The following is a 26568-nucleotide window of genomic DNA, read 5'->3' on the forward strand; positions in this document are numbered from 1 at the left end:
GGAGCGCGCTCGGCTCAGGGCGCGGCGCTGTCGGCGAGAAATCTCTGTATCGTTTCCAGCAGCCGCTCTATGTCGGCCGGCTTGCCGAGCTGCTCGCTGTTCTGCAGCGGAATGCGGGCGCTGTCCTCGTCGGCGGCGGCGCCGCTGAGCACGAGCGCGGGAAGGTCGCGATTGAGCAGCTCGCGCAGCCGCCGCACGACGAGCGGCCCCACCACGCCATTGGGCAGATGATAATCGATGATCACCATGTCGGGCCGGGCGCGATCGCCGACGACGATCTTGGTCGCGGCGTCGCCGTCGGCGGCGGCCAGCACGTCATGCCCCTCTGTCGTCAGCAGCAGCTCCAGCGAGTCGCGCACATCGGGATCATCGTCCACGACCAGAATGACGCCTTTGCGCGACGGCCGCGCGCCGGCGCTGAAATGCGAGTCCTCGCAGCGCGGCGCCTCCGGCCATCGCGCATCGACGCCGCGCGGCGTCTCGGCCGCGCAGCGGCGCGGCAGCCGAATGTGAAAGCATGTGCCGCGCAAATCATCCGATTCGAATTCGATGGCGCCGCCATGCGCCAGCACGATCTGCCGGCAGATGAACAGGCCGAGGCCGAGCCCCCGCATGCGGTCGCTGCTGGCGAAGGGCTCGAACAACGCGTCGCGCAGCGCGCTCGGCACGCCGCGCCCGCCATTGCAGATGTGGATCACGATGAATTCCGTCGCGCCGCCATCGATCCGCAGCGTCACGGCCACGCCCGGCGGGCTGTGCTCGACGGCGTTGCCGACGAGATTGGACAGCAGCTGCAGAATGCGGTCGATGTCCCAGGCGCCGTCCATGTCGCCGTCGAAAGCGAGACGCAGCGCGCGCCCGCGTCCGCTGAACTCATCGGCGATCTGCTCGACGACGCGGCGGAAATTCGCCGCGGCGGGACGGATGGCGAGGCCGCCGCCCATTCTGATGCGCGTCAGATCGAGAATCTGGTCGATCATTCGCGCCATGCGGTGGCCGCTCTGGCGAATGAGCTGCAGCGCCTTGCGCAGATCATCGTCCTGCGCATTGCTCAGCGAGCGCTCGGCGGAAGTGAGAATGCTCTGCAGCGGATTGCGCAGATCATGCCCGAGAATGCCGACGAACATCTCGCGCGTGCGCTCCACCTGCAGCAGCTGCTGGCGCTGCCGCTCCAGAGTCACGAAGACATCGACCTTGCTGCGCAGCACCTGCTCGTCGATCGGCTTGAACAGATAGTCGACGGCGCCGACCTCATATCCTTTGAACATGCGCGAGACGTCGGGCGAATGGGCGGTGACGAAGACGATCGGCACATAGCGCGTCTTCTCCACGCCGCGCATCAGCGTCGCCAGCTCGAATCCGTCCATTTCCGGCATGTTCACATCGATGATGGCGAGCGCGACGCTGCGATCGAGCAGAATGTCGAGCGCGGCGCGGCCCGATTGCGCGGTGACGATATCGAACGAGTCGCAGCGCAGCAGCGCCTCCATCGCGATCAGATTCTCCGCGAAATCATCGACGATGAGAACGACCGGGAGCTTGGACGTGCGGCCCGAGTCGAAATCGGCCGTCGACGACCGCCGACGCCCGGACGGGTTCGAGGAGTTTTCGATCGCTCTCATCATTTCACCCGATAGATATGCTCGTCAGCCGAAAGGATCTCGAGAGAAGACGCATGACGCGAGAAGGCGAGGGATTCGTTCGGCCCGAGGCCGATGAAGCCGCGCGCGCAGAGAGACTCGCGAAACAGGCCGATCGCGCGATCCTGCAGCGCTCGGTCGAAATAAATGAGCACATTCCTGCACGAGATGAGGTGCATCTCGGCGAAGGCGGCGTCGGTCGCGAGGCTGTGGTCGCAGAACAGAATGCGCCGCTTCAAAAAAGGCGCGACGGTCGCATAGGCGCCGCGCGCGACGAAATAGTCGGAGAGCGCCGCGCGCCCGCCGGAGGCGCGGTAGTTTTCAGCGAAGCCGCCCATGCGAAAGAGCTCATAGCCGCCGGCCTGCGCAACGGCCATGCTCTCCCTGTCTATGTCGGTCGCATAGACCAGCGAGCGCTCGATCAGCCCTTCCTCATGCAGCAGAATGGCGAGGGAATAGGCCTCCTCGCCGGTTCCGCAGCCCGCCACCCAGAAGCGCAGCGAAGGATAGGTCGCGAGATGCGGCGCGACCGTCTCGCGCAGCCCGCGGAAATAGGCGGGATCGCGGAAGAGATCGCTCACCTGTATGGTGAGATGGCGCAGCGCTTCCGCGAATGCGTCCTTGTCGTGGACGATGCGATCCAGAAGATCGGTGATCGTCGCGCATCGCAGCGCGATCTGCGCGCGGGCGACGCTGCGGCGCAGGGAGGAGCGCGCATAGCCGCGAAAATCATGCTGATAGAGCCGGTATATGGCCTCCAGCAGAAGGTCCAGCTCGACCGCGGCTTTCTCATCGGAGTCGAGAAGGATCATTTCGGCATCCATACGCGGATCAATGACAGGAGCTTTTCGACGTCGATCGGCTTGGAGATGTAATCATTGGCGCCGGCCGCAAGGCATTGCGCGCGATCGTCGGGCATGGCCTTGGCGGTCAGCGCGATGATCGGCAGAGCGGCCTTGTCCTCGCGCTCGCGGATCGCGCGCATGGCGGCGAGCCCGTCCATCTCCGGCATCATCAGATCCATCAGCACGAGATCGATGGTCGGATCGCGATCGATGCGCTCCAGCGCCTCCCGGCCGTTGCGAGCGATCTGCACCGTCACGCCCTCACGCTCGAGCACGGCCGTCAGCGAGAATATATTGCGCACATCGTCCTCGACCAGCAGCAGGCGGCGGCCGTCGAGAACGCTGTCGCGGCTGCGCGCGATCTCGAGCATATGCTGCTGCTCGGGCGACAGCTTCGATTCCGCCTGATGCAGGAAGAGCGTCGTCTCCTCTATCAGCCGTTCCGGCGAGCGCGCGCCTTTGATGATGATGGATTTCGACAGGCGCCGAAGCTTCTGCTCCTCGTCCATGCTGAGCGAGCGCGCGGTGTAGACGATCACCGGCGGCGAGACCCGCGTCTCGTCGCGGCTCATGCGCTCCAAAAGCTCGAAGCCGCTGACGCCGGGCAGCATGAGGTCGAGCACCACGCAATCGAACGGACGCGCGTCGATCTCGCGCGAGGCGTCTTCCGCTGTCGCGACCGCGACGATCTCGACGCCGACGGAGGACAAGAGCTCGATGAGCGCCATGCGCTGCACGCCATCGTCCTCGACGATCAGGATCGACTTCTTGTCGCGATCGAGCTGCTCCTCCAGCAGGCGGAAGGCGGAGACGAGCTGCTCGCGCTTGGCCGGCTTCAATATGTATCCGGCGGCGCCCATCTCGCGCGCGACTTTCTGATAATCATGCACCGAGACCACATGAATCGGCGCATGGCGGATCGCCGGATCGCGCTTGAGCAGCTCGAGCACGGTGAGGCCGGACTGGTCCGGCAGGCCGATGTCGAGCAGCACGGCTTGCGGACGGAAGCGTCGCGCCAGCGTCAGCGCGTCGCCGGCCGAGCCCGCGACAATGCATTTGAAGCCGAGCTCGCGCGCGAGATCGCGCAATATCTCCGCAAAGGCGGGATCATCCTCGACGATCAGCGTCACGCGACGCGATTCCGCGATCTCGTGCCGATCGTCCAAAATCGGCGCGGGCGTCGGAGCCGCAGGCGCCGGCGGCGGCTCCTCGCGTCGCAGAGCGGTCGCCGCCACGCCATCGGCGCGCAGCGGCAGCAGCAGGGCGAATGCGCTGCCCTGGCCCGGCGTGCTGCTCACGCTGAGCGCGCCGCCCAGCAGCTCGGCGAACTCGCGCGAGATGGAGAGGCCGAGGCCGGTGCCGCCGAATTTGCGGTTGATGCCGCCATTGGCCTGGCGAAACACCTGGAAAATCGTTTCCTGCTGGTCCTTCGCTATGCCGATGCCCGTGTCCTCGACGATGAAGGCGATGTGCTGCGCGCTCTCGCGCCGCACGATGAGGCGCACGCCGCCGCGCTCGGTGAACTTCACGGCGTTGGCGAGAAGATTGGAGAGAATCTGCTGCAAGCGCTGGCGGTCGGTCTCGATCATATCCGGCGCGCCGGGCTCGACGGCGAGGGAGAATTGCAGCCGCCGCTCGGCCGCCAGCGGCTCGAAGCGGCGCTCGAGATCGGCGAGCAGCAATGAGATCGCCATCGGCGCCATGTCGAGCTCGATCTTGCCGGCCTCTATCTTGGAGAGATCGAGAATATCATTGATGAGCGCCAGCAGATCATTGCCGGCCGAATAGATGCTCTGCGCATATTTGATCTGCTCGGGCGCGAGATTGCCGTCGCGATTGTCGACGAGCAGCTTGGCGAGAATGAGCGAGCTGTTGAGCGGCGTGCGCAGCTCATGCGACATATTGGCGAGAAATTCCGATTTGTAGCGGCTCGTGCGCTCCAGCTCCACGGCCTTCTGTCGCAAGGCGGTTTCTGTCGCCAGCAGATTTTCCTTCTGCAGCTCCAGCGCCCGCGTGTGCTCTTCCAGCGTGTCGTTGACTTGGCGCAGCTCCTCTTGCTGCGCGGTGAGCTCCTCGCCTTGCGCGCGCGATTCCTCGAGCAATTGCTCTATGCGGCCGCGCGCCTCGGCGGAGCTGATCGCCTGTCCCACGCCGCTCGAGACGAAGTCGAGGATCGCGAGACGCCGCTCGCAAAAGGGCTGCAACGCGCCGAGCTCGATGACGCCGCGCGTCTCGCCTTCGTGCAGCAGCGGAAAGATCAGCAGATGGCGCGGCGGCGTCTGCCCGAGCCCCCAATGAATGGCGAGCCCATCCTCGGGAATGTCGGTCACGACGATGCGGCGCTTGTCGAGCGCGACCTGTCCCACCAGCCCCTCGCCGAGCCGCCATTGCTCGCGCATGCCGGAAGCGCCGGCATAGGCTCCGGCGAGCCGCAGCGTCGCGCCGCCGTCCTCGGCCACATATTGCGCGCCGACCTGCGCGCTCAAGGCGCGGCACAGCAGAGCGAGCACGCGCTGCGCCAGCTCGCGCATCGTCGGATTGCCGCTCATCGCCTGCGCGAGCGCGGTCTCCTGCTCGGCGAGCCACATTTGGCGGTCGTTGCGCTCGGCGGCCTCGCGCAGCGCGCGCGTCATCGCCTGCAAGGATTTGCCGAGCTGATCCTTGTCGCTGCGCGGCGAAGGCTGCGCGGAATAATCGCCGCCGGCGATCGCCTCCATCTCGCGGGCGACGCCGCGCAGGCTGTCGACGAGATCATTGAGCGACAGGCCGAGAATGTCGCTGGGGCCGGCGAGATCGATATGGCGCTCGAGATCGCCCTCCGTCACCGCGCGCATGACGCTGGCGACATGATGCAGCCGCTCGCGATGATCCTCGAGATTTTGCGCGGTGAGCGCGCCATAGGTGTCGACGACGACGGCCGAGTCGAAGGCGATCAGCTTGCGCACGGAGAGAGCGGCGGTCGTCCGCGCGCGCAGACGCTCGTCGTTCTCGATCGCGCGGCGCAGCCAGGCGGAGACGAATTCCATGGCCAGAAGATAGATGAGCAGGCCGAGCTCGATGCGCGCATGCGTGCGCCCGATGATGCGTCGGCGCTCCACATAGGCGTCGTCGACATTGGCGGCGAGAAAATCGGTCCAATATTCGTTCTGCTGCGCCTTCACGCGCTGCAGCATGCGCGGATCGGCGAAGAAGCGCGCGAAATCGGAGAAGCCGCGGAGCCAGGCGTAGAAATCCTCGATCAGCTCGGGCACGCGCGCCGAGAGCGTCTCGCCGACGAAGCGGACATCCGCGAAGGTGGACTCGTCGAGCCCGTGCGAGGCGCGCAGCGAGTCGTGATCGACGAGAAAGGCTGCGCTGGTCTCGCCGGGCGACATCAGCGTCCCTCCCGTGCGAATGCGCCGGCCGAGGCGCGCCAGAGTCTTTCGAGATCGTCGCGCATCGGCTGTGTCCGCATAGGTTGATAAAGGGTTAATGCTTTAAAACAACAGGCCGAGCGTGCGCCCGAGACGTCCGCGCCGGATCGATTGGTATAAATGTGGCGTGGCGCCGTCAATAGGCCGAATTCGCCCGCCTTCGTCCCGAAAGTGGGGCCCGCTCTCCGTCGCATGGACGGAATTCCATGATAAAACGGGAAAATTGCCCGATTTTTTTAGACGATTGTCCCTCGACAGCGCGGGGCGCAGAGGCGAAACTTCGGAGCCGCCGCGCAATCGCCGGCTTGGGGCCCTTCGCATGAACCCGATGGAACCGCTTCGCTTTCTCTCCCCGGACCGCGCCGTCGATCTCGGCGCGCGGCTCGGCGAGATCAGGATGTTTTTGCAAGAGCGTCTCATCGGCGCCGATACGCTGGTCGAGCGGCTGCTGATCGGCCTCGTGGCCGACGGCCATGTGCTGCTCGAGGGCGCGCCCGGCCTCGCCAAGACGCGCGCCGTCAAGCTGCTCGCCCGCGCCTCCAATCTCACCTTCGCGCGTATTCAATGCACGCCCGATCTCATGCCCGCGGACATCACCGGCACGTCGATCTGGCGTCAGGACAAGAGCGTCTTCGAATTTTCGGCGGGGCCGATCTTTCATTCGCTGCTGCTCGTCGACGAGATCAATCGCGCGCCGCCCAAGGTGCAATCGGCGCTGCTCGAGGCCATGGCCGAGCGTCAGGCGACCATCGCCGGCGCGACTCATGCGCTGCCCGATCCCTTCATGACCGTGGCGACGCAGAATCCGATCGAGCATGAAGGCACGTTTCCGCTGCCGGAGGCGCAGCTCGATCGCTTCATGCTGCATGTCGAGCTGGCGCTGCCGGACGCCGCGACGGAGCGGCGCATTCTCGATCTCGTCGAGCGCGAGGATCAGGGCGCCGCCGCCGCGCCGCCCGCGGCGCTGCAGGCGGAGGAGATCGCCGCCGCGCGCCATGCGGCGCGATCGGTTTTTCTCTCCGCCGCGATCAAGGATTATATTGTGAGACTCGTCACCGCGCCGCGCGATGCGAGCGTCGCGCCGGAGCTGGCGGCGAAGATCGCGCATCCGTCCTCGCCGCGCGGCACGCTGGCGCTCGCCGCCGCCGCCAAGGCGCGCGCCTTTCTCGACGGGCGCGATTATGTCGCGCCGCAGGATGTGAGCGCGCTCGCGGTGGACGTTCTCTCCCATCGCACCATTCTCGGCTGGCGCGCGCTCGCCGAGGGCGAGACTCCGCGCGACGTCATTCGCGCCTATCTCGATGCGGTTCCGCCTGCATGAGCGCGTCGGAAGCGCTCGTCCCCGGCGTCGATCTCGATGTCGAATCCTTGATGCGTCTGCGGCTGCTGTCGGCGCGCAGCGGCGCGCGCCGAGCCGCGGCCGCTGCGCCGCTCGGCGGCGTGGCGCGGCGCCGACGCGGGCGCGGCGCCGAGACCTATGACGTTCGCCCTTGGTCGGACGGCGACGATATGCGCAGCCTCGATCGCAATGTCACCGCCCGCACCGGCGCGCCGCATGTGCGCACCTTTCACGACGAGCGCGAGCGCTCCGTGCTCTTTGTCGTCGATTTTCGTGCGCCCATGCTGTTCGGCACGCGCCGCGCCTTTCGCTCCGTCGCTGCGGCGGAGGGCGCGGTCGCCTCCGCCTGGCGCGTCATCGATTCGCAGGGCCGCGTCGGCCTCGCCGCCATAGGCTCGGCGGGCGCGCGCTGCTTCGGCTTCGCCGTGGGCGCGCGCAGCTTTCCGCCGCTGCTCGTCGCGCTCGCCGAGGCGCATCGCATAGCGCTCGCAGAAGGAGCGGAAGCCGCCGAGCCGTCGCTCGCCGCGGCGCTGGAGGAAATGGAGAGCGTCGGCGGAACATCGGCGCTCACGCTCGCCAGCGCGCTGGATTCTCCGGGCGAAGCTTTCGACGTCATTGCGACGCGCATCGCGCGTCGGCGCGATCTCAGCGTGCTGCTCGTCGCCGATCGGTTCGAGCTGACGCCTGCGCCGGGCCTCTATCCGTTTCGCACGCGCATGGAAGAAGGCCTGCTGCGCATCGCGCATGGCGCGCGGACGGCGCCCGACGAGCGGCTGGCGCGGCTGCGCCGGCTCGGCGCGCGCGCGCTCGAGATCGACGCGGGGCTCGACGCGGAGACGGTTGCGCCTCTTCTAGAGCGTTTGGACATGGAGCGGTTCGATGGCCGATCCGTCTGATCTGCTCCAGCAATTGCGGCCGTTGCGCGCGCCGCCGCCGGACGGAGCGGCCGATATTCTGCTCATGGCGCTCATCGGCTGCGGCGCCGGCGCTCTGCTGACGCTCGCTATTCTGTTCTGGCGCGCGCGCCGCCGTCCTCTGCGACGCGCCGCGCTTTCCGCGCTGGCGTCGGCGCGCGCATTGCCGGCGACGGAACGGCTCGCCGCGCAGGCGAGAATGCTGCGCGATCTCGTCGGCGCGCTCGAGGGCGGCGTCGCGCATTCGCAAGGCGAATCCTGGCTGACGCGGCTCGACGCGATCTTCGCGACGAACTTGTTCAGCGAAGGCGAGGGGCGCGCTTTCGGCGATGCGCTCTATCGTCCGCGCGTCGATGATCCGAGCGAGAGGCTCGATCGCGCTTTGCAAAAATTGCTGTCGAGGCTCGATCGATGAACGGCCTCGAATTGGCGACGCCTCTCGCGCTCGCGCTCTTGCCGGCGCCTCTGCTGTTGCGCGCGCTGCGCGGGCGCGCGGCGGGCGGCGGATTGCCCTTGCCGGAGACCATTCGTCATCGGCTCGGCGCCGGCGCCGCATCCGGCGGCCTGCGTTTTTCCTGGCGCATCATCGTCTCAGCGCTCGCCTGGATTGGAATTGTGCTCGCGCTCGCCGGGCCGCGCGTCGCCGGCGCCGTCGCGGCGCTGCCGGCGACCGGGCGCGACATCATGCTGGCGCTCGATCTCTCCGGCAGCATGACGAAGACGGATTTCGAGCTGGACGGCGCCGTCGCCAGCCGACTCGCCGTGCTGAAACATTTCGGCGCGGAGCTGATCCGCCGTCGCGCCGGCGATCGCATCGGCCTCGTCGTCTTCGCCGAGACGGCTTTCGCCGCGGCTCCGCTGAGCTTCGATCTGCGCGCGGTGAGCGCGACGCTCGAGGAAATGGAGATCGGCCTCGTCGGCCGCTCCACCGCGATCGGCGAAGGGCTCGGCCTCGCGCTGAAGCGTCTGTCCGATTCCGCCGCGCCGGCGCGTCTCGTGATTCTGCTCTCCGACGGCGCCAATAACGCCGGCGTCAGCGAGCCCGGCGCGGTCGCCGAGCTGGCGCGCGACATGGGCGTGAAAATCTTCACCATCGGCCTCGGCGTGAGTGACACGCTCGCCAATCCAGACGATACCGATGCGGTGGATTTCGTCGCTCTGCAGCATATTGCGGAGATCGGCGGCGGCGCGGCGTTTCGCGCACGCACGGGCGCAGAGCTCGACGCCGCGACGCGCGCCATAGAGGGGCTCATCGCCGGCCCGACGCCGGCGCCGCCGACGATCGTCTATCGCGAGCTGTGGATCTATCCGGGCGCGGTCGCTTTCTTGGCGGCTATGGCGCTCGCGCTCGCGACGAGAGAGAGACGATGATCGAGATCGGCGATTTCGCTCTGCTGCGTCCGCTGTGGCTGCTGGCTCCGCCGGCGTTGGCCGTGCTCGTCGCCATGACGCGGCGGCGCGATGCGCTCGGCGATTGGCGCCGCATCGTCGATCCGGCGCTGCTCGCCATCATGCTGCGCCGAAGCGCGAGCGCCGGCGCCTCTCGCAGCGATGCGCCGCTTTTTTTCAGCGTCGCGCTCATCTCGCTCGCGCTCTGCGGGCCGGCGATGAAAATGCGCGGCGCCGAGCAGTTCCGCAATCTCGACGCCACTTTGATCCTGCTCGACGTGTCGCGCGCCGAGCGTTTGGGGCAGGCGGTCGCGGCGGCGCAATTTCTGCTCGAGCGCTCGGGCGCGCGGCAGATCGGCCTCGCGCTCTACGCCGGCGACGCCTATCTCGCGAGCCCGCTGACGGATGATGCGAAATCGCTCGAATCTCTGCTCTTCGCCATAGACGAGCGAACCGTGCCCGATGGCGGAACCAAGCCGGATCGCGCGCTCGCGTTCGCCCGGCGTCTGCTGCGCGAGGCGGATATCGCAGCGGCGGATATCGCCATTATCTCCGATGGCGAGGGGCTCGATCCGCGCGCGGAGCGTCTCGCCGCCGCGCTCGCGCGCGAAGGACGCCATGTGCATAGTCTCTTCGTCTCGGCGCGCGGCGGCGCCGATGCGCTCGAGCCCGTGCGCCGCGCCGCAATGGCCGCGCTCGCAGCCGCTGGGAGTGGACGCGCCGGCGACGCGGCCGATCCCGCCGAGATCGCGCGCGCGATCGAAGCGCGCGGCGTCGCGCATATTGCAGAAGGCGAGCTGCGCGCGCTGGAATGGCGCGACTATGGGCGCTTTATCCTATTGCTCGCGGCGGCGCCGCTGCTGCTCGCGCTGCGCGGGAGGGGCGCATGATTCCGCATCATCGCATGAGTGGCGAGCCTGAAGGCTCGCGGTCCAGCGCGCGTCTCGGACCGCGAGCCTTCAGGCTCGCCCTTATTCTCCTTATCCTGTCGCTCGTGAGCGCATTATGGACTCTCGGGCCGCAGCTCGGCGGCCGCGCATTGTTGGCGCTCGGCCTGCCATCCATCGCCGCGCAAGTCTTCGCCGATCCCGTCTGGAAAGGCGCCGCCTTCTATGCGGCCGGCCGATGGGAGGAGGCCGCCGCCACCTTCGCGCGCGAGAGCGACAGCCTCTATGATCTCGGCAATGCGCTGGCGCTCGCCGGCCATTATCGCGAGGCGGTCGCCGCCTATGATCGGGCGCTGCGCGCCGATCCCGACGATGAGGACGCCGCCTTTAACAAATCTCTTCTGCTCGGTCTGCTCGAGCGCGAGAGCGCCGGCGGCGACGCCAAGGCCAATTCGGCCGCGACCGGCCAGCAGCGCGCGCTCGGCAGTCTCGACGATGACAAGGGCGGCGGTGGGGAAGGCGCGGCGGGCGAGCGCGAGACCAGCTCGCGGCCCGGCGATCGCGGCGGCGCCAAAGCGTCCAAGCAGGGCAAGGGCCAGGAGGAGACGAAGGAGAGCGGCGCCGGCGCGACCGGCGCGGTCGGAGCCTCGGAAGGCGCGGGCCGCACCGGCGGCCAGAGGATCGACGTCGCCGCTCTGCTGCATGAGCGTGATCGCCGCGTGCGCCGGCGTCTCGAGGCGCGCGCCATTCATGCGAGCGCCGATTGGTTGCAGAGCCTCGACGACGATCCCGGCCGCTTTCTGAAGCTGCGCATCGCCGCCGAGAAGGCGCGTCGCTTGCGCGCCGGCGGCGGCGCGCTGGAGGAGGATGATTGATGTCGCGCCGGCTCGCGCTTCTTCTGTTCTTCTTGCTGCAATCTCTCGCGCAGGCACTGGCGCAGGAGGAGCCGCCCTTCGGCCGCGTCGAGCTCCGCGTCGAAGCGCCATCCGAGACGCCTTATGTCGGCGAGCCGCTGCGGCTGGTGATCCGCTCCGCCATACGCGGCCGCGTGCTGCTGGATCATATCATCCAGCCTTCGCTGCTCGATTTCGACTGGCAGCAATTCGGCGTCGACTCCTCCAGCGAGGAGATGATCGACGGCTTTTGGACGCCGGTGGTCGAGCGCGTGCTGATGATCTATCCGCTGCGCGCCGGGCGGCTCACGATTCCGCCCTTCAAGCGCCGCATCACTTATCGCATCGACGAGAGCGGCAGGGTGGAGGCCGAATTCGTCTCGGCGCCTCTCCAGATAGAGGCGCGCGCCCGCGACGGGCTGGTTCCGCCGGGCGAGAGCTTTCTGCCGGCGCGGAGCCTGCGCATCACAGACGTCTGGGACATTGAGCCGGACAGGATTCCCTTCGGCGAGACGGCGCGGCGCACCGTCACTGTGGAGGCCGAAGGCGTCACCGCCGATCGCCTGCCGCCGCTGCCCAATTTCCGCGCGCCGGGAATCATCACTTTCGCCGCGCCGGTGGAGCGGCAAACGATCGTGACCGATCAGGGGCCGGTCGCTCATGCGGTCTATCGCTGGAATGTGCGGCCCGTGTCCGCGGTCTCGGCCTATGCGCCGGCGATCCGCATCGCCTGGTTCGATGTCGCGACGCGGCGGATGCGCGAGGCGGTCGCGCCCGAGCGGCGCATCGCTTTCGGCGACGCGCCGCGCGAGCGCGCCGCCGCGCGGCTGCGCGAGAGTCCGGGCCTCGCGGCGCCGCAGCCGATCATCGCCGCGCTGGCGAGCTTCGTCGCCGCCGCCGCTCTCGTCTGTCTCATCGTCGCCATGCGGGGGCGGATCGGCGCGCGGCGGCCGGCGGCGCTCGCCGCTCTGAAGCGCGCCGCTCGCGCCGCGGACGCCGTCGCCTTTCGCCATGCCGCGCGCCGATTGGCGGAGGCCGACCGCAAAGCCTGGGCGAGGATCGTCGCGCGCGAGGACATAGGCGCGCCATTGGCCGCGCTGGACGCTTCGCTCTATGGGCGCGAGCCGCAGGCCGCTCCGGCGCTCGCGCCGCTGGCGCGCGCCATTGCCGCCGCTTGGGCGCCGAGCGGCGGCGAATAGCAGCGAAAGCCGCCGCCTCACGGAATAACGGTGATCGTCCCGCTCATGTGAGAATGCAATCCGCAGCGAAAGGCCACCTCGCCCGGACGCGTCAGCGTGACGTCGAAGCTCTCGTCCTCGTCGACGTGCTCGGGAGAGTGGAAGATTTCGTCCTTGCCCATCGCGCCGATGATGGAATGCGGCGCCTGATCGTGATTGACGAAAACGACGGTCTCGCCCGCGCGCACGGTGAGATGGACCGGCGCGAAGGCGAAATTCTCTATGCGCACCTCGGCCGCGAGGCCGGGGCCGAGCGAGAGCGACATTGCGAGAAGCAAGGCCGCGAAAGCGCGTCGTCTCATACGAAGCCCGCGGCGATATTGACGGTGAGCGCCAGTATCGCGGTGTTGAAGAAGAAGGCCAGCACGCCTTGCACGAGCGCCACCGCGCGCATCGTCGTGGAGGCGGTGGAGACGTCCGCCGTCTGCGAGGCGACGCCGATCACATAGGCGAAATAGAGAAAATCCATATAGCCGGGCTGCTGCGCGCCCGGAAAGATCAGCCCGCCGCGCTGCTCCGCGGGGCGGTCCGGCGCGGCGCCGCGCTCGAGATAATATTCATGCGCGTAATGCAGCGCGAAGGTGAGATGCACGAACAGCCAGGAGAGCACGACGGTCAGCACGGCGAGAGAAATATGCGCGTGCTTGGAAAATCCCTCGAGATTTTTGACCGGCCCGAGCTCGGCGACGATCGCGCCGATGGAGGCGCAGGCGGTGGCGATGGTCATCACCAGAATGACGAGCCGGCCTTCGTCCTGCAATTGCGCGCGGCGGCGCATGGAGCTCGGCGTCGAGCGCGCCATCATCTCCGCCGAGAGCGCGAGATAGAGCGTCACGAAGACGTCCCAGCCGACGAGCGCGCGCGTGACCTCGCGCCAGCTCGCGGGCAGCAGCAGGCCCGCCGCTACGCCCGCGAGCAGGCAGAAGAGCAGCCGCGCCCGCGCCCTGGCGATGCGCCACAGCAGCGGGCGTCGATGGCGCGCATGAGTCTCGGCGGGGTGGCTCATCGGCGCGCTCAATTGCTGCGCAGCGCGACGAAGCGCGCCGCCTGCGCGAGCACGTCCGTCGCCGCGCCGAGGCCCGTCTCGGCGAGCGCGGCTATGGCCGCCTCGACCAGCGCGTCGCGCCGCTCGCGCGCCTTGTCCATGCCGAGCAGGCCGATCAAAGTGGCCTTGTTGCGCTCGGCGTCCTTGCCGGCGCGCTTGCCGAGCGCGGCCTCGTCGCCCTCTGCGTCCAAAATATCGTCGGCGATCTGGAATGCGGCGCCGAGCGCATCGCCATAGCGGCCGAGCGCCGCCGCAACGGGAGCCGAGGCGCCGCCGAGAATGGCGCCGAAATCGACCGAGACGCGCAAGAGCGCGCCGGTCTTCATGGCCTGGAGGCGGAGCGTCTCCTCCTGCGAGAGTGGGCTGGTCGCCTTTTCGGCCTCGAGGTCCAGCGCCTGCCCGCCGACCATGCCGCCGAGCCCGGAGGCGCGGGCCAGCGCCAGCACCAGACGAGCGCGGATTTGCGCGTCGGCATGGGTCGCCGGATCGGCAAGAACATCGAACGCATAGGTCAGCAGCCCGTCGCCGGCGAGAATGGCGGTGGCCTCGTCGAAGGCCTTGTGGGCGGTGGGGCGGCCGCGGCGCAGATCGTCGTCGTCCATGGCCGGGAGATCGTCATGGGCGAGCGAATAGCAATGGATCATCTCGATCGCCGCGGCGGCGCGCCGCGCGCTCTCGCCCTCGACGCCGAAGAGGCGGGCCGATTCGAGCGCCAGAAACGGCCGCAGCCGCTTGCCGCCGCCCAGCGCCACATAGCGCATCGCCTCCAGCAGCCGCGCCGGCCGGGCGATCTCGCCCGAAAGCGGCTCCGCGCCGAGCAGGGCGCCCAGCGTCGCCTCGGTCGCGCTGGCGGCCTCGTCGAGGCGGCGGCGGAAAACGTCGTCGGTGGTCTTGGCTGCGTCGCCGGTCATGGGACCCTTTCCCGAGAAAATCATTCCATCTGGCTCGGACCTAACAAATTTGCGATCAATCCCCAAGTGGCGAGGGGAAGGGGGCGCGCAGGGGCGCGGCCCGAGAGGAAAATCCGAGACCATGACCGTTTCTTTGTTCGAACCCTTTCGGCTGGGCGATCTCACGCTCGCCAATCGCATCGTCATGGCGCCGCTGACGCGCCGTCGCGCCACCCATGAGACCAACGCCGCCAATGCGCTGATGGCCGAGCATTATCGCCAGCGCGCCTCGGCCGGGCTCATCATCGCCGAGGCCTCGCAGATTTCCCAGCAGGGGCAGGGCTACGCCTACACGCCGGGGATTTATTCGCCCGAGCAGGTCGCCGGCTGGCGCCGAGTGACGGAGGCCGTGCATGCGGCGGGCGGGCGTATCGTCCTGCAGCTCTGGCATGTCGGGCGCGTCTCGCATGTCTCTCTGCAGCCCGGCGGCGGGGCGCCGGTCGCGCCTTCCGCCATCGCCACGACGAAGCAGGTGGCGATCGAGAGCGGCGCCGCCGATTGCTCCGCGCCGCGCGCGCTGGAGCTCGCCGAGATTCCGGGGCTGATCGCCGATTATCGCAAGGCCGCGCGCAATGCGAAAGAGGCCGGCTTCGACGGCGTCGAGGTGCATTGCGCCAATGGCTATCTCATCGACGAGTTCTTGCGTGACGGCTCCAACAAGCGCGAGGACGCCTATGGCGGCGCGCCGCAAAATCGCGCGCGCTTCGGCCTCGAGGTCGTGGACGCCGTGCTGGCGGAATGGGACGCGTCCCGCGTCGGCGTGCGCATATCGCCGGTGAGCCCCGTATACGACATGTCGGACAGCGATCCGCAGAGCGTCTTCGGTTATTTCGTGGAGCGGCTGGCGGAGAGGAAGCTCGGCTTTCTCCATGTCATAGAAGGCGCGACGCAAGGCCCGCGCGATGTCGCGCCTTTCGATTATCTCGCGCTGCGGAAGAGCTTCCCCGGCGCCTATATCGCCAATAACGCCTATACTCTGGAGCTCGCGCAGGAAACGCTCGCGAGCGGGCGCGCCGATCTCATCGCCTTCGGCCGGCCCTTCATCGCCAATCCCGATCTCGTCGAGCGCCTGCGTCGCCGCGCGCCGCTCGCCGATGTCGATTTCGAGACCGTCTATGGAGCGGGCGCGAAAGGCTATACGGATTATCCGACTCTGACGGCGTGAGCCGAAAGGGCAGGGCTCGTTTCTCCTCGCGGGAAACGAGCCCGCTTAGAGCGCTTTCCGATCGAACGGAATCGTTCGATCGATCAGAATTCGCTCCCACGCGAGAATCGAGAGCGCTATTCCGCCTTGGGCGCCGCGTCCGGCGCATGGCCGTCATGGCCGCTCTCATGTCCGCCATCATGGCCCGCGCCATGGCCCTGATGCATGGATTTCATGTGATCCATCATCATCTGATCATGCATCTGATGCATTTGACGCATCTCTTGCATCATCTTGCAGCATCCGCCGCCATGGTCGCCATGCTCCTCCTGAGGCGCTGTCGGCTTGGTCTCGACAGTGGTCTCGGCGAGCGCCGGCGCGATCGTCGCCGTCAGAAGAGCCGCCGCCAGTGTGGGAATGATTCTTTTCATCGCATCGCCCTCGCTATCGCCGGCATCTCCATAGGAAGTGGTCGCCGGCAGGCGCGAATGCAATGCGGCGACATGTCCGACCCCGACATAGCGCGCTGTCGGCGCGCATCGAGATTGCGAAAGCGAGTCCTGCGCTATATCAAGTGATTCCTGCGCTATATTATGGAATCGGCGCTCGTTTCTCGATCAGTTCATTTCTCTCCGGTGTCTCAATTGACCGATGGATCGGCATTCGGCTCATATTTACGACAAGCTGGCGCATTTGGCCGAGCCCGGCCTATTCGTATAAATATAGTACAGTTATATAGCGATCCCGCCGCATGGCGGGCCTCTAGGCGGTGAGGCGCGACGACGGCCGGTCCGATCCGGGACCGAACCTCAACACGCGGGGCTCTCCTATGCCGTCTACTCCACGTTTTCGATTCGCTCGTCCGACTCTGCGCTCCAATGAGCGTGCGCTGCTGCTCGGCGGCTGCGCTCTGCTGCTTCCGGCGCGCGCCCACGCTCAACCAGTGGAGCTGCCGCCGATCGATGTCTCCGCGCCATCGGCCGTGCAGTCGATGATCGGCGAAGGCCTGCCGGAAGGCCATAAGGATTATCTCATCACGCGCAGCTCGACGGGCAGCAAGGCCGAGCTGCCGAACTCTTTCGTTCCGCAGCATGTGACGACCATCCCCCACAAGATCATCGAGGAGCAGGCCCCGCGCACCATCACGGAAGCGTTGCAGAATGTCTCCGGCGTCAGCAGCCCTTATCCGAGCTATTATCCGCTCGATCAGCTCACCAGCCTCTATATCCGCGGCTTTCAAGTGAGCACGACCTTGCGCGATGGTCTTTGGGACCCGACGCCATTCGGCAACGCCTGGATCGGCAATCTCGAGCGCGTCGAGGTTCTCAAGGGGCCGTCCGCTCTGCTCTACGGCGCCTATTCCGGCGATGTCGGCGGCGCGCTCAATCTCGTGACGAAGAAGCCGCTTTCCGATCCGCATGCGACGATCTCCTCGGAGTTCGACACCTTTGGAACGCATGCGGTTTCCGCCGACCTCTCGACGCCGCTCGCCGACAATAAGGATTGGCTCGTGCGGCTCAACATGCACGAGGGCGGCCACAGGCTTTTCGCCGACGACACATTCTTCGAGAAGCGTCACATCTCCGGCATGCTCCAGGGACAGCTGACATCGCAGGACGCCATAACCCTCGAGGCCGAATATCGTTGGCAGAACACGCATCCTTACAGCGGCCAGCCGGGCTTTGTCACAGTGGGCAGCGGAGTCTCGGCGATTCTCGCGCCGCTCGCGCCGACCTCGCGCGACACGAATCTCTATGATCCGCGTTCCACCTATCGTTATCGCAGCGACGCTTTGCGCGCCGTCTACGAGCATAAATTCGACGAAGACTGGTCGATCAAATCATCGGCGCAATACACACTGACATCGCGCGATACGGTGTCGATCACCGCGACGCCGAGCCTGCTTTCCAGCGGGGCCGAGAAATTCACGCAATCCTATTCCGAGATTCGCATGGGGCCTGTCTATGCGGTGGATACGGACCAGATGCTGCATGGCCGCTTCTCGACTTTCGGACTCTCGCATGACCTCGTGCTCGGCGGGCGCTTTGCCGACCAATGGTACAAGATGGACATGCGCAAGCCGACCAACGGTTTCTCGAGCTTTTATTTCTACGACCCGAACTATCCCAATTGGGGCGTGCCGGCGCTGAACGTCTATCAATATATGTTCGGCGATTCCGACACGCATCAGTTCAACGAATATCTCAACGACGTCGTTTCCATCACCGACCAGCTGCGCGTCTCCGCCGGCGCAAATCTGACGCAATATCGCTCTTTCTCGGAATCGGGCATGAATCCGCTGAAAATGTCCAGCTCCAAGTCGCACGGTTCTGGAGTCGGCTGGCGCGTCGGCCTGCTCTATGACTTTCTGCCGGGCTTCACCGCCTATTCCGGCTACTCGACCACATTCAAGCCGCAATATCCGAACACGACGAATGACGGGACGATACAGACTTTTGATCCGCTGAAGGGCGATCAAATCGAGATCGGCGTGAAAGCCGATCTCAATGACAAGCTCAGCGGCACGGCCTCGATCTATCAGATCGAGCTCGACAATGTGACGACGGCTGACCCCGATCCGACGCGCGCGACCAATGGCTACAAGGTGCAGACGGGCAAGCAGCGTAGCCGTGGCGTCGAGATCGACGCGAGCTATAAGATCGCGCCGGGCTGGAATTTCCTGCTCGCCTATGGCCACACAGATGTGCGCGTCGTCGCCGATTCGACCTATGTCGTCGGCTCGCGCACGCCTTTCGTGCCGCAGGATACGCTGCGTCTGTGGAGCGTCTACGAGGTGCAGTCCGGCGACTTCGCTGGGCTCGGCTTCGGCGGCGGCATGAGATTCGTGGGCTCGCGCACCACCAATCTCGTCTCGCAGACGACGCCCAATCTCGTCGCGACGCTCGGAGCCTATGCGACCTTCGACGCGCTCGCCTATTACAAATACGAGAACGCCAAGCTCAGCGTGAATGTGCGCAATCTCTTCGACGCGCATTACCGGGAGGCGAGCCCCAGCTCCGCATGGCTGTTTCCCTCCGAGCCGCTCAACGCGACCTTGCGCCTCGAAGTGACATTCTGATCGGCGCCTAAGACGAAGCGATCCATGGCGAGTCGTTGGATCGCTTCGTTTGCGTGAGGCGCCTCAGCTCTCCGGCTCGGCGACGGTCTCGCAGGAGACCGCGCGCAGGCGCTGCTCGGCGCGCTCGCGATCGCTGGCGCGCTTGGCCAGCGAGCGCAGCAGCACGAAGCCGCGCATCGAAGGCGCTGTCACATGGACTTGGCTCGGCGGCGCTTCCTCATCCTCGCCTTCGACGGCTTCTATTTGGCGCGCATCCCCGACCAGAACGTCGATCTTGCCCTTGATCGCCGAGCGATCCGTGGCGGAATGAAAGATGCGGCCGGTGCGCGCATGAAAGGAGAGCGCGAGCAGATCTTCCGGGTCGGTGTCGGCGCGCACGCGCAGCAGGCCTTTGGAAAGATCGAAGAGGCAGACGCCTTCGACGAAAGCCGAATCTTCGAAAGGCGTGACCTCCGCGCCGGGCGCGGCGCGCGGCAGCAGAGCGACGCCATTCGCGGTCGTCTCGGCGTTCTGCGCCGCGGCGAGCAGGCGCGCATAGGCGTTGCGCGGCGCGACCTCCGGCATCAGCAGCACGGAGACGATGTGAACGGAGCCCGCGACGCAGAGGGTCGCGAGCGCCCAGGGCAGCCAGTCGAGATAGTCGCGAGAAATCTTCATGCGCAATGCAGCTTCACGATCTTCGGAAATGTCTGAGGGTCGGGCGCGGATTCGAGGTCGAGCGGCGTGTCATAGAGGCGCAGCGTCAGCACGAAAGGCTCTTTCGACACCGGCAGCCAATTGCCGGGCCGCGCCTGCGCGCCAATGTCGATCTCGAAGGCGCCGCCCTCGCGCCGCGCGATCTCGCTGGAGGTGAAAGCGTGGCGATCGGCGGGATTGTCGATGAGCCGACCGGCGACGGTGGTCGCGCCGAGCGTCCAGAAGCGCGCCGCGGGAGTGGTGTCGGAGACGCGATAGTCGCAGCGTCCATCGAGCGGCGCGCCGCTCGAATCCGTATGCGCGAAAAAGGCGAGGCCTTGATCGCGCCCGAGCGGCGCCTCGCCCGAGCGCGCGAGCACGGCGCGCGCATAAGGGTCGATTTCCGCGCCGCCATGGCGTGGCCAGGCGGTCCATGGTCCGACATGCAGCGCGCCGAAGCCGCGGCCGAGCCCGAGCGAGACGGCGGTCATCGCAAAGCCCAGCAGCAGGCCCGCGATCATCACGACGAAAGCCCTCAGATAATTGGTCATGCGAAATCCGTCAGCGCCGATCGGCGCGCTTGTCGGTGGAACGCGTCTGCGGCGGCGAGCCGGCGGCGGGGCGCTCGGGACCGTCGAGCTTCATCTTCGACTCGATTTGTCCGAGCGCCTCCACGGCGCCGCGCGAGAGCGCCGCGGGACGCGCCGGCGCGCCGAGCTCCAGCGTCTTGGGCTGAGCGGCGGCCGCCGCTGCGAGCGTGGCGGGCGTGGCGAGTCCGCGGATCGGCTTGATGGCGATTCCTTGATGCGCATAGGCCATGATGTCGTGCCATGTCTTCGCCGGCAAGGTGCCGCCGGTCATGTTGGACATGCCCTCATTGTCGTCGTTTCCATACCACACGCAGCCGCCCATATTGCCGGTGTAGCCGCAGAACCAGGCGTCCTTATAGCCATTGGTGGTGCCGGTCTTGCCGATGACGTCGATTCCAGGGCCGAGATTGGCGCGCCCGCCGGTGCCCTCGTCGATTACGCGCTTCATCATCGTGTCGAGCTCGGCGACCTTCTCGAAAGGCAGAACCTGCTCCTGCGGCGGCGCATCGCGATCATGCTGGTAGAGAATATCGCCGCGGCTGTTGCGCACCTCCGTGGCCGCATAGGGCGTCGTCTTCTTGCCGCCATTGGCGAAAGCGGCGTAGCCCGCGGCGTGCTCGATGAGAATGACGTCGCTCTGGCCGACGGGCAGAGAGGGCGTGTCCTCGAGCGGCGTGGTGATGCCGAGCTTGCGGCATGTCTCGATGATCTTGGCGCGGCCCGCATGTGAATCGCCATTGCCGATGGCGATCGACAATTGAATGGCGATTGTGTTGAGCGATTTGGCGAGCGCGAGCGAGAGCGGCAGCGAGCCGGCGTAGCCGCCGCTGTAATTGTGGACGCAATAATTGCCGATGCAGGTCGGGCGATCCGTCACCACCGTCGTCGGCTTGAACTTATTGCTCATCAGCGCGGTGAGATAGACATAGGGCTTGAAGGAGGAGCCCGGCTGACGCGCCGCCTCCGTCGCGCGATTGAACTGGCTCGCGCCATAATCGCGCCCGCCGACCAGCGCGCGCACGGCGCCGTCGAGATCCATGAAGGCGGAGGCGCTCTGCTTGGCGTGATAGGAGCGCCCGCTCTCGCGGAGATTCTCCTCCACCACCTCGTCGGCGCGCTTCTGCACATTGGGATCGAGCGCGGTGCGAATGACGAGCACGCGATCGTCGCCGAACTTGCCGGCCTCGGCGAGGCGCTGCGCCTCCTTGAAGGCGAAGTCGAGATACCAATCCGGGCTCTGGTCGCGCTTGCGCTCGACCGGCGTCGCCGGATTGCGCTGCGCGGCGACGATCTGACTCTGCGTCATGAAGCCGGCGTCGACAAGATTGTCGAGCACGTCATTGGCGCGCGCGCGCGCGGCGGGGAGATTGACATGAGGGGCGTATTTGGTCGGCGCCTTGAACAGGCCGGCGAGCATGGCGGCCTCGGACAGCGAGACGTCGCGCACCGATTTGCCGAAATAGAATTCCGCCGCCGCCTGAATGCCGAAGGCGCCGCCGCCCATATAGACGCGGTCGAGATAGAGCTTCAAAATCTCCTGCTTGGTGAGACGCTCCTCCAGCCAGAGCGCGAGAAAGGCCTCGTTGATCTTGCGCGTGAGGGTGCGCTCATTGGAGAGGAAGACGTTTTTGGCGAGCTGCTGCGTGATGGAGGAGCCGCCCTGCACCACGCCGGAGGAGCGCGCATTCACCGTGAGCGCGCGTCCGGTGCCGATGATGTCTATGCCGAAATGCTCGTAGAAGCGCCGATCCTCGGTCGCCAGCACCGCTTTGATGACATAATCTGGATATTGATCGAGCGGCACGGCGTCGTCATGCTTGATGCCGCGTTGTCCGGCGACGGCGCCATAGCGATCGAGAAAAGTGATCGAGAGATCCTGCTTCTTCAGCCAATCGTCGCTGGTCATGCGCATGGCGGAGACCGACAGCGCGAGCGCGGCCATGCCGCCGGCGAGCGCCAGCGTCAGCGATTCGCAGCCGATCTCCACCGCGACCCGGCGCAGGCCGCGCACCTGGAAGCGGTTCATGAAGGCCGAGAAATTCTCATAGGCCTCGCGCGCGCCGCGGCTCGAGTCGAAGAGGCTCGAGTCGATATAGGCGTCGAGCGCCAGCAGAAGCCTTGCGGCCCGCTTGTATAAGCGCGAGGATCGAATAGGTTCGAGCAATTGCGCCGCTCCCTTGGCCCATCCGGGTGATTATGCGAACCAGGAGGCGGATGATAGCACTCCTCGAGCCGCCTTGACGATGGCCGGCCCGCAGGATCGCCGGCAGGATGAATAAAGCGCGCGCGGCGCGAAGGACGAGGGCCGAAGACAGAGCATGGCGAGGAATGACGAAAAAGAAGCGGGCGAACCGTTCTGGATGAGGCCCTTGAGCGAATTGACGCGGGCGCAATGGGAAAAGCTCTGCGACGGCTGCGGACGCTGCTGCCTGGTCAAGCTCGAGGACGAAGATAGTGGGGAAATCTATCATACGAGCGTCGGCTGCGACCTTTTGGACGGGGAGACCGGGCGCTGCCGCGACTATGCCGGCCGCCAGACCAAGGTGCCCGACTGCGTTCGGCTGACCCTGAAGGCGCTCGCCGGCATCCCCTGGCTGCCGCCGACCTGCGCCTATCGCCTGCGCGCGGAAGACAAGCCGCTCCCCGATTGGCACCCGCTGCTGACCGGCGACCCGGCCAGCGTCCACACGGCCGGCGTCTCCGTACGCGGCCGTGTGGCGGCCCATGAGCAGGAGGTGGAGACCGACGATCTCCCCAATTTCATCGTGCTGTGGCCCAAGCGCTGGCCGCGGCGCAAGAAGGGGCGGGCGGCGTGAGGCGGAATATGATTTTATTCCTTGACAGCGGGACGCTGGTCCTATAGACAAGTCCCATGCTCCAGAATTGCGCTTGGGGCGAGGGGCTCGCGGCCCGCTTCTCGGAGAGAGTTTCGAGATGGATTTCGCGATCAAAACCGAGATCGCCGATGCTCGCGCCGAGACCTTCGTCTTCACTGCGCAGAAGACGATGTACGGCGGCAAGACGATTGCCGTCGGCGACCGAGTGTTTCTTTTCGCGAGCGAGAATGAAGGCGGCCGCGGGCTCGTCGCGCGTGGGGTCGTCGTCTCCACGGAGCCAGTCGCAAAGAAGGCCGGGGTCGAGCGGCAGACGCCGCGAGTGAGCGTCGCGATAAGACGCGACGCGCTGGCGAAACGCCCGCTCGGCCGTTCCGAGCTGAAGGCGTTCGACGACTGGAACGACGGCCGGCCGCAGACCGAGCTCAATTTCAAATTCTATCGTCAGGCGACGAATAAGATCATCGGCGTCTCGAATGAAACCGCGGCGTTCCTCGATCGCTTTTTCTGAGCGCGCCCGCCCTCGCTCGACACTTCCGAGAATCTCACGAAAGGCCGATGCATGGCGCTAAAGCCAGACGCGCGCTCGCGCGACATCCTATCGCAGGCGAAGCTGCTCTATGACGCAGGCGTGACGCCGCTCGCCGAGGTGCGGGCGATGCTCGGCATGAGCGAGCGCGCCTTCCACCGCTTTCGCGAAAACGAGGGTTGGCCCATGCGGCCGTCGCCGATCAAGCGCAAGAGCGCCGAAACGCCCACTATGTCGAAGCGGCAGGGCGCGCCGCCGACGCAGAAGGACTCGCGCAGCCTCATCGCCCGGCTGGAAGAGGCGGTGGAGCGCGAATTCGTCCGCGCCGAAGCGGTCCTCGTGACATGCGGCGCAAAGGCGGCGCCGAAGACGATGGAGACGAGCGCTCGCGTGCTCGCGAGCCTGGTGCGCAGCCTCGCGGAATTGAAGCGCATGAATCGCGACGTCGGCTCGACGCGAGAGGAGGACTTGCGTGTCCGAGACGTTTTCGACGACGAGCCTCCCCGCCAATTGGCCGAGCTCCGCGAGGAGCTTGCTCGCCGGCTCGAGCGCATGTGCGGCGATGGGCCGCCTGAATGAGCTGATCGACGGATTTTCCACGCGCGAACTCGAGACATTGCTCGCGGATTGGGAGTTTTGCGCGCGCGAGGATCAATGGCCGCCCATGCTCGCGTCGAATGGCGCGCCTTGGCGCGTATGGCTGATATTGGGCGGGCGCGGCGCCGGCAAGACGCGCGCCGGCGCCGAATGGGTGCGCGCCATTGCGCGCGGCCGGCCGCAGTTCGCGACGCGTCCCTTGTCGCCGATCGCGCTCGTCGGCGAGAGCGCGGCGCATGTGCGCGATGTGATGATCGAAGGCGTCTCTGGAATTCTCGCCGTGCATCCGCGACGCGAGCGACCTTTGTGGGAGCCGTCGCGCAAGCGCCTCACTTTCGACAATGGCGTCGTCGCGCAAGCCTTCTCCGCGGAGGATCCAGAGAGCCTACGCGGCCCGCAATTTTCCGCCGCCTGGTGCGATGAGCTGGCGAAATGGCGTTACGCGCAGGAGAGCTGGGACATGCTGCAATTCGGGCTGCGTTTGGGGGATTGGCCGCGCCAGATCGTCACCACCACGCCGCGCGCGATTCCTCTGCTGAAACGTCTGATGAGCGAGCCCGGCGTCGCGACGACGCGCGCGACCACGCGACAGAATGCGGCGCATCTCGCGCCATCCTTTCTCGAGAGCGTCGTCGCGCAATATGCCGGCACGCGATTGGGGCGCCAGGAGCTCGACGGCGAGTTTGTCGAGGAGCGCGCCGACGCCCTCTGGACCCGCGATATGTTGGAGACTGCGCGTGTGGCGGAGGCGCCGGCGCTCGAGCGCATCGTGGTCGCCATCGATCCGCCGGCCTCCTCCGGCAGGCGCGCTGATCGTTGCGGCGTGATCGCCGCAGGAGTGGCACATGGAATCGTCTTCGTGCTGCAGGATGCGACGCTCGCCGCGGCGCGTCCGGCGCAATGGGCGCGCGCCGCCGTCGCGCTCTATCACCGGCTCGAGGCGGATGCGCTGATCGCCGAGGTCAATCAGGGCGGCGAGATGGTGCGCGCCGTCATTCACGAAGCCGATCCGAGCGTCGCTGTGCGAGACGTGCGCGCGACGCGCGGCAAATATTTGCGCGCGGCCCCGGTGGCGCAGCTCTACGAGCAAGGACGCGTGCGCCATGTCGGCGCCTTTCCGGCGCTCGAAGACGAGATGTGCGATTTCGCCATCGACGGCTTGTCGACGGGGAGAAGCCCGGATCGCCTCGACGCGCTGGTCTGGGCGATCCATTCGCTGACGCTGGCGCCGCGCGCGAGCGAGCCGCGCATGCGACGATTGTAGCGAGCAGAGAGCCTCCGGCCTCTATTCGTTATTTGCTATTCGCTACTCGCTTCTTGCCTTTCCAACGGACATCCCATGCCCTCTTTCTTCTCCCGTCTCCTCGGCGCGCGCGCGCCGGAGCGCAAATCCTCGCGCGCCATGCTCTCGCTGCAGTCCATGGCCGCGCCGCAATGGACCGCGCGCAACAATGTCGCGCTCACCCGCGCCGGCTATGAGCGCAACGCGGTCTGCTATCGCGCCGTGCGCATGGTGGCGGAAGGCGCCGCCTCCGTGCCCTGGCTCGCTTATGAAGGTCGTGCGGAGACTCCCGAGCATCCGCTGCTGCGCCTGATCGAGCGCCCCAATCCTTCCGACACGAGCGTCTCCTTTCTCGAGGCGCTGATCTCCAATCTGCTGCTCTATGGCGACGCCTATGTGGAAGGCGCTTCCGTCGATGGGCTCTTGCGCGAGGCCTATTGTCTGCGTCCCGACCGGATGAGCGTCGTCGCGGGACGCAATGGCTGGCCCTCGGCCTATGTCTATTCCGTCGCCGGCGACAGCGTGCGCTATGACATTCAGGGGCGCGGCATCGAGCCGATCCTGCATATTCGCCTGTTCAATCCGCTCGACGATATCTACGGCTTCGCGCCGCTCGCCGCCGCGCAGACGGCGGTCGACACGCATAACGCCGCGAGCTTCTGGAACAAGGCGCTGCTCGACAATAGCGCGCGGCCCTCCGGCGCGCTCGTCTATGCCGGGCCGGAGGGCGGACATCTCACCGATGAGCAGTTCGAGCGCTTGAAGCAAGAATTGGAGGAGAATTTCTCCGGCGCCTTCAACGCCGGCCGCCCGCTGCTGCTGGAAGGCGGGCTCGACTGGAAGGCGCTGTCGCTCTCGCCGAAAGACATGGATTTTTCCGAGACGAAAGCCTCCGCCGCGCGGGAGATCGCGCTCGCTTTCGGCGTGCCGCCATTGCTGATCGGCCTGCCGGGCGACAACACCTTTCGCAATTACGAGGAGGCCAATCGCGCCTTCTGGCGCCAGACGATCATTCCGCTCGTGCGGCGCTTGCAGAAGGCGTTTCACGCTTGGGCGCAGCCGGGCTTCGCGCCCTTCCGCTTCGACTATGACGCCGATCGCATCGACGCGCTGGCGCAAGAGCGCGCGGTGGAGTGGAGCCGCATCGGCGGCGCCGCCTTTCTCACCGTCGACGAGCAGCGCGAGGCCGCGGGCTACGGCCCGATGGGCAAGCCCGCGAAATAGTCGCCGGATCGGCAAAGCATCGAACGAATCCCTGCGCGCAATCGCCTCTGAAAGGCGTCCA

24 protein-coding genes are annotated in these 26568 nt (G+C 66.6%); 14 read left to right on the forward strand and 10 right to left on the reverse strand.

The features are described 5' to 3' along the window. Positions 1–14: 14 nt before the first annotated feature. Genes METLW4_RS26150 through METLW4_RS23545 form a run of 3 tightly spaced genes read right to left on the reverse strand, consistent with a single transcriptional unit; the run spans position 15 to position 5859 of the window. Entirely contained in the window at positions 15–1625 is a 1611-nt protein-coding gene (locus METLW4_RS26150) for a hybrid sensor histidine kinase/response regulator (protein WP_018264269.1), read from the reverse strand. Beyond that, on the reverse strand, positions 1622–2452 hold the full coding sequence (locus METLW4_RS0100680) for a CheR family methyltransferase (RefSeq protein WP_026191138.1): 831 nt from the start codon (positions 2450–2452) through the stop codon (positions 1622–1624). Before METLW4_RS0100680 ends, METLW4_RS26150 begins: the two co-directional genes overlap by 4 nt. Continuing rightward, positions 2449–5859 carry a response regulator gene (locus METLW4_RS23545; RefSeq protein WP_018264271.1) on the reverse strand — a complete coding sequence of 1137 codons (3411 nt, stop codon included), beginning with the start codon at positions 5857–5859 and terminating at the stop codon, positions 2449–2451. Before METLW4_RS23545 ends, METLW4_RS0100680 begins: the two co-directional genes overlap by 4 nt. 367 nt (positions 5860–6226) lie before the next feature. Here METLW4_RS23545 and METLW4_RS0100690 point away from each other — a divergent pair, with 367 nt between their 5' ends. The 7 genes from METLW4_RS0100690 to METLW4_RS26155 are packed head-to-tail and all read left to right on the forward strand — an operon-like array spanning position 6227 to position 12519. Then, positions 6227–7219 carry an AAA family ATPase gene (locus METLW4_RS0100690; RefSeq protein WP_018264272.1) on the forward strand — a complete coding sequence of 331 codons (993 nt, stop codon included), beginning with the start codon at positions 6227–6229 and terminating at the stop codon, positions 7217–7219. Continuing rightward, positions 7216–8133, forward strand: coding sequence for a DUF58 domain-containing protein (locus METLW4_RS0100695; protein WP_018264273.1), 918 nt, complete (start codon positions 7216–7218; stop codon positions 8131–8133). The genes METLW4_RS0100690 and METLW4_RS0100695 overlap by 4 nt, the downstream gene beginning before the upstream one ends. Then, positions 8117–8566 carry a DUF4381 family protein gene (locus METLW4_RS0100700; RefSeq protein ID WP_018264274.1) on the forward strand — a complete coding sequence of 150 codons (450 nt, stop codon included), beginning with the start codon at positions 8117–8119 and terminating at the stop codon, positions 8564–8566. The genes METLW4_RS0100695 and METLW4_RS0100700 overlap by 17 nt, the downstream gene beginning before the upstream one ends. Beyond that, positions 8563–9522, forward strand: coding sequence for a VWA domain-containing protein (locus METLW4_RS0100705; RefSeq protein WP_018264275.1), 960 nt, complete (start codon positions 8563–8565; stop codon positions 9520–9522). Before METLW4_RS0100700 ends, METLW4_RS0100705 begins: the two co-directional genes overlap by 4 nt. Further along, positions 9519–10430: a vWA domain-containing protein gene (locus METLW4_RS0100710; protein ID WP_018264276.1), complete on the forward strand. Its 912-nt coding sequence runs from the start codon at positions 9519–9521 to the stop codon at positions 10428–10430. Before METLW4_RS0100705 ends, METLW4_RS0100710 begins: the two co-directional genes overlap by 4 nt. Further along, entirely contained in the window at positions 10427–11302 is an 876-nt protein-coding gene (locus METLW4_RS23550; protein ID WP_018264277.1) for a tetratricopeptide repeat protein, read from the forward strand. Before METLW4_RS0100710 ends, METLW4_RS23550 begins: the two co-directional genes overlap by 4 nt. After that, positions 11302–12519: a BatD family protein gene (locus METLW4_RS26155; protein WP_018264278.1), complete on the forward strand. Its 1218-nt coding sequence runs from the start codon at positions 11302–11304 to the stop codon at positions 12517–12519. Before METLW4_RS23550 ends, METLW4_RS26155 begins: the two co-directional genes overlap by 1 nt. Positions 12520–12536: 17 nt before the next feature. Here the strand turns inward: METLW4_RS26155 and METLW4_RS0100725 are convergent, their stop codons facing one another. Genes METLW4_RS0100725 through METLW4_RS0100735 form a run of 3 tightly spaced genes read right to left on the reverse strand, consistent with a single transcriptional unit; the run spans position 12537 to position 14514 of the window. Then, on the reverse strand, positions 12537–12860 hold the full coding sequence (locus METLW4_RS0100725; RefSeq protein WP_018264279.1) for a plastocyanin/azurin family copper-binding protein: 324 nt from the start codon (positions 12858–12860) through the stop codon (positions 12537–12539). Next, on the reverse strand, positions 12857–13564 hold the full coding sequence (locus METLW4_RS0100730; protein WP_026191140.1) for a DUF1345 domain-containing protein: 708 nt from the start codon (positions 13562–13564) through the stop codon (positions 12857–12859). The genes METLW4_RS0100725 and METLW4_RS0100730 overlap by 4 nt, the downstream gene beginning before the upstream one ends. Positions 13565–13572: 8 nt before the next feature. Further along, positions 13573–14514 carry a polyprenyl synthetase family protein gene (locus METLW4_RS0100735; protein ID WP_026191141.1) on the reverse strand — a complete coding sequence of 314 codons (942 nt, stop codon included), beginning with the start codon at positions 14512–14514 and terminating at the stop codon, positions 13573–13575. Positions 14515–14635: 121 nt separating this feature from the next. On the opposite strand from METLW4_RS0100735, the gene METLW4_RS0100740 reads away from it, so the two are divergent. Then, on the forward strand, positions 14636–15718 hold the full coding sequence (locus METLW4_RS0100740; RefSeq protein WP_018264282.1) for an alkene reductase: 1083 nt from the start codon (positions 14636–14638) through the stop codon (positions 15716–15718). A 116-nt stretch (positions 15719–15834) separates the two neighbouring features. On the opposite strand, the gene METLW4_RS0100745 is transcribed toward METLW4_RS0100740, so the two are convergent. Beyond that, positions 15835–16128 carry a hypothetical protein gene (locus METLW4_RS0100745; protein WP_157234738.1) on the reverse strand — a complete coding sequence of 98 codons (294 nt, stop codon included), beginning with the start codon at positions 16126–16128 and terminating at the stop codon, positions 15835–15837. A 398-nt stretch (positions 16129–16526) separates the two neighbouring features. On the opposite strand from METLW4_RS0100745, the gene METLW4_RS0100750 reads away from it, so the two are divergent. Continuing rightward, positions 16527–18776: a TonB-dependent siderophore receptor gene (locus METLW4_RS0100750; RefSeq protein WP_083919166.1), complete on the forward strand. Its 2250-nt coding sequence runs from the start codon at positions 16527–16529 to the stop codon at positions 18774–18776. Positions 18777–18839: 63 nt separating this feature from the next. Here the strand turns inward: METLW4_RS0100750 and METLW4_RS0100755 are convergent, their stop codons facing one another. Genes METLW4_RS0100755 through METLW4_RS23560 form a run of 3 tightly spaced genes read right to left on the reverse strand, consistent with a single transcriptional unit; the run spans position 18840 to position 22205 of the window. Continuing rightward, positions 18840–19433, reverse strand: a complete 594-nt coding sequence (locus METLW4_RS0100755; RefSeq protein WP_018264285.1) for a DUF1254 domain-containing protein — start codon at positions 19431–19433, stop codon at positions 18840–18842. Continuing rightward, complete coding sequence (locus METLW4_RS0100760; protein WP_018264286.1) at positions 19430–20002, reverse strand: DUF1214 domain-containing protein; 573 nt, start codon at positions 20000–20002, stop codon at positions 19430–19432. Before METLW4_RS0100760 ends, METLW4_RS0100755 begins: the two co-directional genes overlap by 4 nt. Positions 20003–20012: 10 nt before the next feature. Further along, a complete protein-coding gene (locus tag METLW4_RS23560) occupies positions 20013–22205 on the reverse strand; it encodes a transglycosylase domain-containing protein (RefSeq protein ID WP_018264287.1) in 2193 nt (730 codons plus the stop codon). A 154-nt stretch (positions 22206–22359) separates the two neighbouring features. Here METLW4_RS23560 and METLW4_RS0100770 point away from each other — a divergent pair, with 154 nt between their 5' ends. From METLW4_RS0100770 to METLW4_RS0100790, 5 genes are all read left to right on the forward strand, one after another. Then, positions 22360–22857 (forward strand): YcgN family cysteine cluster protein, encoded by a 498-nt coding sequence (locus METLW4_RS0100770; protein ID WP_018264288.1) that lies wholly within the window; start codon positions 22360–22362, stop codon positions 22855–22857. 118 nt (positions 22858–22975) lie between these two features. Beyond that, positions 22976–23386, forward strand: a complete 411-nt coding sequence (locus METLW4_RS0100775; RefSeq protein ID WP_018264289.1) for a hypothetical protein — start codon at positions 22976–22978, stop codon at positions 23384–23386. A 51-nt stretch (positions 23387–23437) separates the two neighbouring features. Beyond that, a complete protein-coding gene (locus METLW4_RS0100780; RefSeq protein ID WP_018264290.1) occupies positions 23438–23983 on the forward strand; it encodes a hypothetical protein in 546 nt (181 codons plus the stop codon). After that, the gene (locus tag METLW4_RS0100785; protein ID WP_051079650.1) at positions 23967–25265 is read left to right on the forward strand and encodes a DNA-packaging protein; all 1299 of its coding nucleotides are present in this window, start codon (positions 23967–23969) and stop codon (positions 25263–25265) included. The genes METLW4_RS0100780 and METLW4_RS0100785 overlap by 17 nt, the downstream gene beginning before the upstream one ends. A 75-nt stretch (positions 25266–25340) precedes the next feature. Further along, positions 25341–26507 (forward strand): phage portal protein, encoded by a 1167-nt coding sequence (locus METLW4_RS0100790; protein WP_018264292.1) that lies wholly within the window; start codon positions 25341–25343, stop codon positions 26505–26507. The last annotated feature ends 61 nt before the right edge of the window (positions 26508–26568 follow it).

This window comes from Methylosinus sp. LW4, assembly GCF_000379125.1.
Classification (GTDB): domain Bacteria; phylum Pseudomonadota; class Alphaproteobacteria; order Rhizobiales; family Beijerinckiaceae; genus Methylosinus.